This is a genomic window from Intrasporangium sp., from assembly GCF_032907665.1.
Lineage (GTDB): Bacteria > Actinomycetota > Actinomycetes > Actinomycetales > Dermatophilaceae > Intrasporangium.
Genome location: NZ_JAJJPG010000153.1, coordinates 1 through 7,976 on the forward strand (window position 1 = coordinate 1; position 7,976 = coordinate 7,976).

Consider the following 7,976-nt stretch of genomic DNA (forward strand, 5'->3'; position numbering starts at 1 on the left):
TGAGACGCGTGATGCCCCACGAGTGGTCGTGGTAGAACATCAGCCGCGCGCTCTGCGCGTTCGTGTAGTAGAAGGTCTGGACACCGTCGGCGGGGTCGTCGACGTTCGCCATGTCCGGGACGTTCTTGACGCTCACGCCCTCGGGGAACGGGGTGTTCTCGTTCGCCGGGGTGATCCACTGGTGCGGGGTGCCGTCGGAGATCCAGGGGGTGATCCCGCCGTGCAGGTGGACGATGGCCCGGTTGTCCGAGTAGCAGTGGCCCGCCACGACCATCGCCGGCTTCGTCGCCGGGTCGTTGCACATGGGCACCTGCGGGTCGATCATGCCGGGATCCATGTTCTCCATGGCCTCGTGACCGTCAGGCGTCATGCCGGCACCCATCACGGTGGTGTCCACGGGGAGGAAGAGATTGCCGGCCGCTCCGGTGGGGAGCTTGTTGTGGAACTCGATCCGCACCGGCTTGTCCCTCTGCGCGACGATGGCCGGGCCGAGGTAGCTCGGTGTTCCCATCGGCGTCCCGTCGGGGTTCAGCTGGACGTACCCGCGCAGCTTCGTGCCGGCTGCGGGCAGGTCCGAGTGCAGCTGCTGCGTGTACTCGACGAGCCCGATCCGGTAGAAGTCGGAACCGGGGAAGGTCGTGGTGTCCGCAACAGCCGCCGGGATCTCAGGCAGCGGGTCGACGAACTTCCGGATACCGCCGGTGACGGTGACCTCGTCCGCACCCACCATGCTCGCGGCGAAGGAGTACGTGCGCGCCTGGGACGTGAAGGCAGGGTAGGGAACCGCGCCGAGCGTGATCGTCGAGCCCTGGGCGGGCACGGCGCTCGTGGGGTAGTAGATGCTGTCCGTGCCCGAACCACCGGTGAACGGGATGCCCCGGCCGTGGTGGGCGATCCGGTCGCCTGCCTGGACCTCGAGGTTGGCGACGGGGAACGTGGCCACGCCGGGTGTCGCGGGTGTGCTGAGCTGGCCGCTGTCGAACACGACGGAGTACTCGTCCGCAGTCCCTGTCGGACGCAGCACGTAGGCGTGGAAGGGGAGGTTCTCGGAGCCTGCCTGCACGAAGGTCTGGAAGCCGTTCAGGAAACCGTCAGAGAGCACGCCGGGACTCATCACGAGGACGTTCGCGGCGCCGTCGGTGGGAGTCGACCGTTGGACCACGTCGTTGCCGACGAGCACGTCGGCGCCCGGGGCGGTCGTCAGCTCCGGCAACGGACTGTTCGCGTAGTTGGGGTGGCTGAAGTAGCGGGGTGCCTCTCCCGGCAAGGCCGCGGCCTGGGCATCCATCATCATCAGCGGGTTGACCGCGCCCTCCTGGAGGGCGCGTGCGGCCGCGGCGTCGCGGTCCTGCTGGTCGATCTTCTTGTCCTTCTTCTCCTGGACCTTCTTCGCCTTGTCCTTGTAGCGGTCCTTGTCGTCCTTGCCGGCGGTGGCACTCTGGACTGCGCTCGGTTGCGAGTCCAGCACCGTGGCGGAGACGGAGGGCGCCAGGGCCGTCAAGCTGACGACCCCCAGGACGCAGGCGAGCGTCCGTGCGGTTCTCCTGATCATCACCGTGTCCGAATCTGTGAGGCGTTTCGGGAAGGGGGCCAGGGAGGTTTTCCCCGAGTCCACGCCACTGACGTTATGGCTGTGAATGGGGTCACACAGGGTTTTCCAAGAAATCGGCGTGAAATGACTCTGCGGAAGCGGACGAGACAGCTTCCAGTTGCCTCTCGCCTTCGATTGCCCCATTTATCAATCGTGCTCAATCGGTCTGTCGTCCAATGTGATTCGTGTTCGCCGGGCGCCAGGCGACCACACTCAAAAACACTCATGAAACAACGAGGAAAACTTCCTTCACGAATGCCGATTCACGAATTCTGCTTCCTTCATATTTCCGGCCCAATGAGGCGGAATCGGTCCATCCCGGCCAAAAGCCGCTGAGGTCCTGTGACACCGCCGTCGCGGATGCCGCCGCCGCCTCGTCGGCGTCCTCTCCGTCTCCCTCTCGGTTCAGCGTCGTGGTCGACCCCCGCGCAACCACGAGGGGAGGACGACGGTGCCGGTGAGCGAGCCCAGCGGCATACGGCAGCCCGTATGCCGCTGGGCGCGGTCCCAGCCGGCGGCACCCACCCCGGGGGTGCGTGGTCCTGCGCTAACCTTGGACACATGGCTGGACTGCTGCTCCTTCCGCAGCCGCGTTGACCAAAGCCGGGACACCCCGGCATCAACGCGGCTCCCCCTCCTGTGCGAGGGGTTTTTCTTTGCCTCAGGGCACGGTGCCACCACGACGTGACGAGAGAGAAGACATGAGCGAGCAGACCCAGACCAACGAGACGCCGTTCCGCTACACCGCCGCCATGGCCGGGCAGATCGAGGTCGCCTGGCAGGACCGGTGGGAGGAGGAGGGCACGTTCAACGCGCCCAACCCGGCGGGCCCGTGGGCGGAGCCCGAGAAGGTCGCCGAGCGGGGCGAGAAGCTCGTCGTCCTCGACATGTTCCCCTATCCGTCCGGCGCCGGTCTGCACGTCGGGCACCCGCTCGGTTACATCGCGACCGACGTGTACTCCCGGTTCCACCGGATGCTCGGCAAGAACGTCCTGCACGCGCTCGGCTACGACGCGTTCGGCCTGCCGGCGGAGCAGTACGCCGTCCAGACCGGGCAGCACCCTCGGAAGACCACCGAGGAGAACATGACCGTGATGAAGCGGCAGCTGCGACGGCTCGGGCTCGGCTTCGACAACCGCCGCTCCTTCGCGACGATCGACGAGGACTACTACCGGTGGACCCAGTGGATCTTCCTGCAGATCTGGGACGCGTGGTACGACGTGGAGGCCGAGCGCCCTGACGGAGGTCTTGGCAGGGCGCGCCCGATCCGCGAGCTCGTCGAGGAGTTCGAGTCCGGTCGCCGGGCCACGCCCGGCGACGACGGCCGTTCGTGGTCCGATCTCACCGCGACGGAGCAGGCCGCCGTCCTCGACGGCTACCGCCTGGCCTACACCGACGAGGCCCCGGTCAACTGGTGTCCCGGGCTCGGCACGGTGCTGTCCAACGAGGAGGTCACCAACGAGGGGCGTTCCGAGCGGGGCAACTTCCCGGTGTTCCGCCGCAACCTGCGCCAGTGGAAGATGCGGATCACCGCCTACGCCGACCGGCTGGCCGACGACCTCGACCGGGTCGACTGGCCCGACAACGTCAAGCTCATGCAGCGCAACTGGATCGGTCGCTCGCAGGGCGCGCGGATCACCTTCCCGGTCGTCACGACGGCGGGGGAGCAGGCCGGGATCGACGTCTTCACGACGCGGCCCGACACGATCTTCGGTGCGACCTTCATGGTCGTCGCCCCGGAGCACCCGCTCGTCGAGGCACTGGTCCCCGAGGGCGACTGGCCGGAGGGCACGCACGCGAACTGGCGAGGCGACGACCGTGCCGCGCGGACGACGCCGCGTGAAGCGGTGGCCGCCTATCAGCTGGCGGCCTCCCGCAAGGGCGACGTCGAGCGGCAGACGGAGGGCAAGGACAAGACCGGAGTCTTCACGGGTTCTTGGGCCACGAATCCTGTTACCGGAGAGATGATTCCGGTCTTCATCGCCGACTACGTGCTGATGGGCTACGGGACCGGTGCGATCATGGCGGTGCCCGGGCAGGATGCACGGGACTGGGAGTTCGCCGAGAAGTTCGAGCTGCCCATCGTCCGCACCGTGCAGCCCGACGCGGCACACCCCGACGACGAGCCCTTCCTCGGCGACGGGCCGGCGATCAACTCGTCGAACGACCTCGTCGCGCTCGACGGCCTGATGGTCGACGAGGCCAAGGAGCGGGTCATCGCGGTCCTCGAGGAGGCCGGGCTGGGCGAGGGCACGATCACCTACCGCATGCGCGACTGGCTCTTCAGCCGCCAGCGCTACTGGGGTGAGCCCTTCCCGATCATGTACGACGAGGACGGCACCGCCCACCCGGTCCCGGACGACGAGCTGCCCCTGATGCTGCCGGACGTGCCCGACTACAGCCCCAAGACGTTCGACCCCGACGACGCCCAGAGCAACCCGGAGCCGCCGCTGTCCCGGGTGCCGGAGTGGGTCAACGTCGAGCTCGACCTCGGTGATGGGAGAGGGGTCCGCCGCTTCACGCGTGACACGAACACCATGCCCAACTGGGCCGGCTCGTGCTGGTACTACCTGCGCTACCTCGACCCGGCCAACGCCGAGGCCATGGTGGACCCGGAGAACGAGCGCTACTGGATGGCCCGCCAGGCCGCGCCGGTCGCGGGCGCCCCGGAGGGGACCGTGGACCCGGGCGGCGTCGACCTCTACGTCGGCGGCGTCGAGCACGTCGTGCTGCACCTGCTCTACGCCCGCTTCTGGCACAAGGTCCTCTTCGACCTCGGCCACGTCCAGAGCGAGGAGCCGTTCCGCAAGTACTTCGCGCAGGGCTACATCCAGGCCTACGCCTACACCGACGCGCGTGGGCAGTACGTCCCGGCTGCAGAGGTCGTCGAGGAGCCGGGCAAGGACGGGCAGCCGACCTTCGTCTGGGACGGGCAGCTCGTCAACCGCGAGTACGGCAAGATCGGCAAGTCGCTGAAGAACTCCGTCAGCCCCGACGAGATGTACGACGCGTTCGGCGCCGACACGTTCCGCGTCTACGAGATGGCGATGGGTCCGCTCGAGCTGTCGAAGCCGTGGGAGACGCGCGCCGTCGTCGGGTCGCAGCGCTTCCTCCAGCGCCTGTGGCGCAACGTCGTCGACGAGGTGACGGGCGAGGTCCGGGTGGGCGATGTCGAGCCGGACCAGGCGCTGACGACCCAGCTGCACCGCACCGTCGCGGGGGTCCGGGAGGACTTCGAGGGCCTGCGGTTCAACACGGCGATCGCCAAGCTCATCGAGCTGAACAACGCGGTGACCAAGCTCGACGTGCCACCGCGTGAGGTCGTCGAGGCACTCGTCCTCATGATTGCCCCGGTCGCGCCGCACATCGCGGAGGAGATGTGGGCCAGGCTCGGCCACACGGGTGGCGTCTCCCACGTGCCCTTCCCGGTGAGCGACCCGTCGAAGATCGTCGAGGAGCAGGTCACCTGCGTCATCCAGATCAAGGGCAAGGTCCGCGACCGCATCGAGGTCGCGCCCGACATCTCGGAGGACGAGCTGCGCGAGCTCGCGCTGGCCCGCGACAAGGTCCTGGCGGCGACGGCGAACGGCGTGCGCACCGTCGTCGTCCGCGCGCCCAAGCTCGTCAACGTCGTCCCGCTCTGAGGAGCCACCGCCATGTCGTATGCCGCTGAGCCGGCCGGGTGCCCACGGTGACCGCAGGGGGCACCCGGCCGGGCGACGGATCGGGCGCCCGACCCGGTCCGCGACGCGGGGACCGGGCGGGTGATCGGCTCGGGGGGCGGCGTGGCTCACGACGCGCTGACCAGCGAGGTGACCAGCCGGGGGACCGCCTGGGGGGGCGGGTGGGTGATCGGGTCCGGCGTTGGGGGCGGGGCCGGGAGGCCGCGCGCACCTCTGCGCAGGAAACGCGGGCTCCCCGCGTCGACGTGCGGGTCGTCACCGATTCGACGGCCTATCTGCCCGCGTCGTACCTCGAGGAGCACCGCATCGAGGTCGTCCCGCTCCACGTCGTGGTCGCGGGCCGGGAGCACGTCGAGGGGCGCGACATCACGCCGGCGGAGGTGGCAGCCGCGCTCCGGGAGTACACGATCGTGACGACGTCCCGCCCGAGCCCCGCCGTCTTCGCCGAGACGTATGCCCGGCTGGCGGCCGACGGCGCGACCCACATCGTGTCGGTGCACCTGTCGAGCCAGATGTCCGGGACCTATGAGGCGGCCGCCCTCGCCGCGACCGAGGCTCCCGTCCCCGTCGTGGTGATCGACAGCGAGACGATCGGCATGGCCATGGGTTTCGCCGTGGTCGCAGGCGCACAGGTCGCCGCGTCCGGAGGGGACGTCGACGCCGTCGCGGCAGCGATCCGCGAACGGCTCACCCCCTCTGGCGTCCTCTTCTACGTCGACACGCTCGAGCACCTGCGGCGGGGTGGGCGCATCGGGGCCGCCTCCGCGCTCCTCGGCTCAGCCCTCGCGATCAAGCCGATCCTCGCCGTCCGTGGCGGGCGCATCGTGCCGGTGGAGAAGGTCCGGACGTCCGCGCGCGCCGTGGCCCGCATCGAGGCAATGGTCCTCGAGCACGTCACCAGGGCCGGCGTGAAGGTCGATGTCGCCGTGCATCACCTCGACGCCGCCGGCCGGGCTGAGCAGATCGCCGAGCACCTTCGGGGCCGGCTGCCGGGGGAGCCGGAGATCCTCGTCGTCGAGCTCGGCGCCGTCGTCGGGGCCCACGTCGGCCCGGGGACCGTGGCGATCGCCATCTCCCCGCACCCCACCGAGACGGTTCCCGGGTCGGCCCCGGCCCCTGAGCCGTGACCCTCCAGACCGTCGCGGCCTGGACCGGGGGAGTGCTCGCAGCATTCCTCGTCGGGTCGGTCAATCCCGCGACGATCATCGCGCGAATCCTCGGGAAGGACCTGTCGTCCTCCGGGTCGGGCAACCCCGGCGCGACGAATGCCGGCCGGGTCCTCGGTCGCAAGTGGGGCGTCCTCGTCGGGGTTCTCGACATGCTCAAGGGCCTCGTCCCGACGTTCCTCGCGGGCCAGCTGTTCGGGGCACACGCCGCCTATGCGGTCGGCCTCGCCGCCGTCCTCGGGCACATCTGGTCGCCCTTCCTGCGCGGGCGCGGTGGCAAGGGCGTGGCCACGACCCTCGGGGTGATCCTCGGCGTGCACCCCTGGGTCGCGCTGGTCGGCCTCGCGGTCTTCGTCGTGGCCGTGCTGCTCACGCGCTGGGTGGCAGCCGGGTCGATCTTCGCCGCGCTCGCGATGATCGTCGCCGCAGGCCTCGTCCTCGCAGACCGCGCACCCGGAGACGCCTGGACCGGTGCCTGGCTCATCGGGATCGCCCTCATCATCCTGTGGCGGCACCAGAAGAACGTCATCGGCTGGTGGCGCCAGCGCCGCCTCCACTGAACTGGTACCGGCACGCCCAAGCCTGTGGATGGCGGGCGCGGCTCGACGTGCGGACGAGGCAGGATTGTGGGACGGTTTCGACCGGTTTGGCTCTGTTTGCGCGCGAGATCGGGGACGTGTGAGGACGACAAGGCTCAAGGCGTATGCCGCCGGGCTGGCTGCCATGGTGGCGCTCACTGGGTGCGGCAGCGGTGAAGGAGGGACGGCTGCGCCGCCGAGGACCGGGGTGGTGACCGGGGCTCCGACGGCGACCGCCTCCACCACCGCGGCGGCGACCGCCACGACGACCGCGGCCGAGGATCCGGTGCTCGCCCGAATCCCCGCCGCCGCCCGCCCCGAGACACGCGAGGGTGCCGAGGCCTTCGCTGCGTTCTTCCTCGAGTCACTGAATACCGCGGCGCGGACGCCGGACCCCACGGTGTTGGATGGTCTGTTCCTGCGTGCATGCGAGACCTGTGTCGCCATGCGCGATTCAGTGGCCGATTTGACCCGGCTGGGACGCAAGCACACTGCAGACTCCGTGCGGGTGAAGGGCACCGACCCAATTGTCTTCACCGACCAGCGTCGTGCGGTGCGAGTGGAGATCGAGCAAATCGCCGTGGATGTGACTGATAAGTGGGGACGAACCGCGTACAGGACCGAGGCGGGAACCTTCTCCTTCGCCGTGACCATGGTGTACCGGAGCGGCCAGTGGACCGTTACCAAGCTCCAGACCATCGCCTCATGAGAACGCGAGTGGCTGCAGTCGCAATCCTCGCGGTATTGGCACTCGGCGCGACCCTCTGGCCGGCGTCGGCGGATGGCGGTCCCTGCGACGGTAGCTGGGGCACGTGCGGTACCGACCCCGAAGGGGCATTCGTCGAGGGAATGTCGCGCCAGGAGGTGCTCAATCTCCCCTCCCACCCGGGTGGCAAGGCAGGTTCGCCGAAGGCGGATGCGAACCGGCCAGTGTACGAGTACTCGACCATCGCGGACT

5 protein-coding genes and 1 pseudogene are annotated in these 7,976 nt (G+C 69.2%); 5 read left to right on the forward strand and 1 reads right to left on the reverse strand.

Going from position 1 to position 7,976, the window contains the following annotated elements:
• Positions 1-1,552 (reverse strand): annotated as a pseudogene (locus tag LOY02_RS16585) (hypothetical protein); the annotation flags it as partial.
• A gap of 740 nt (positions 1,553-2,292) precedes the next feature.
• Between LOY02_RS16585 and leuS the strand changes: the two are divergent.
• The 5 genes from leuS to LOY02_RS16610 all read left to right on the forward strand — a co-directional run.
• Complete coding sequence (gene leuS, locus LOY02_RS16590; protein ID WP_317183479.1) at positions 2,293-5,235, forward strand: leucine--tRNA ligase; 2,943 nt, start codon at positions 2,293-2,295, stop codon at positions 5,233-5,235.
• 200 nt (positions 5,236-5,435) lie between these two features.
• On the forward strand, positions 5,436-6,401 hold the full coding sequence (locus LOY02_RS16595) for a DegV family protein (RefSeq protein WP_317183480.1): 966 nt from the start codon (positions 5,436-5,438) through the stop codon (positions 6,399-6,401).
• Positions 6,398-7,000: a glycerol-3-phosphate 1-O-acyltransferase PlsY gene (gene plsY / locus LOY02_RS16600; RefSeq protein WP_317183481.1), complete on the forward strand. Its 603-nt coding sequence runs from the start codon at positions 6,398-6,400 to the stop codon at positions 6,998-7,000. The genes LOY02_RS16595 and plsY overlap by 4 nt, the downstream gene beginning before the upstream one ends.
• Positions 7,001-7,229: 229 nt before the next feature.
• A complete protein-coding gene (locus tag LOY02_RS16605; RefSeq protein WP_317183482.1) occupies positions 7,230-7,727 on the forward strand; it encodes a DUF6318 family protein in 498 nt (165 codons plus the stop codon).
• Positions 7,724-7,976, forward strand: a 253-nt coding sequence (locus tag LOY02_RS16610; protein ID WP_317183483.1) for a hypothetical protein, incomplete at its 3' end; no start/stop codon positions are given. The genes LOY02_RS16605 and LOY02_RS16610, both read left to right, overlap by 4 nt.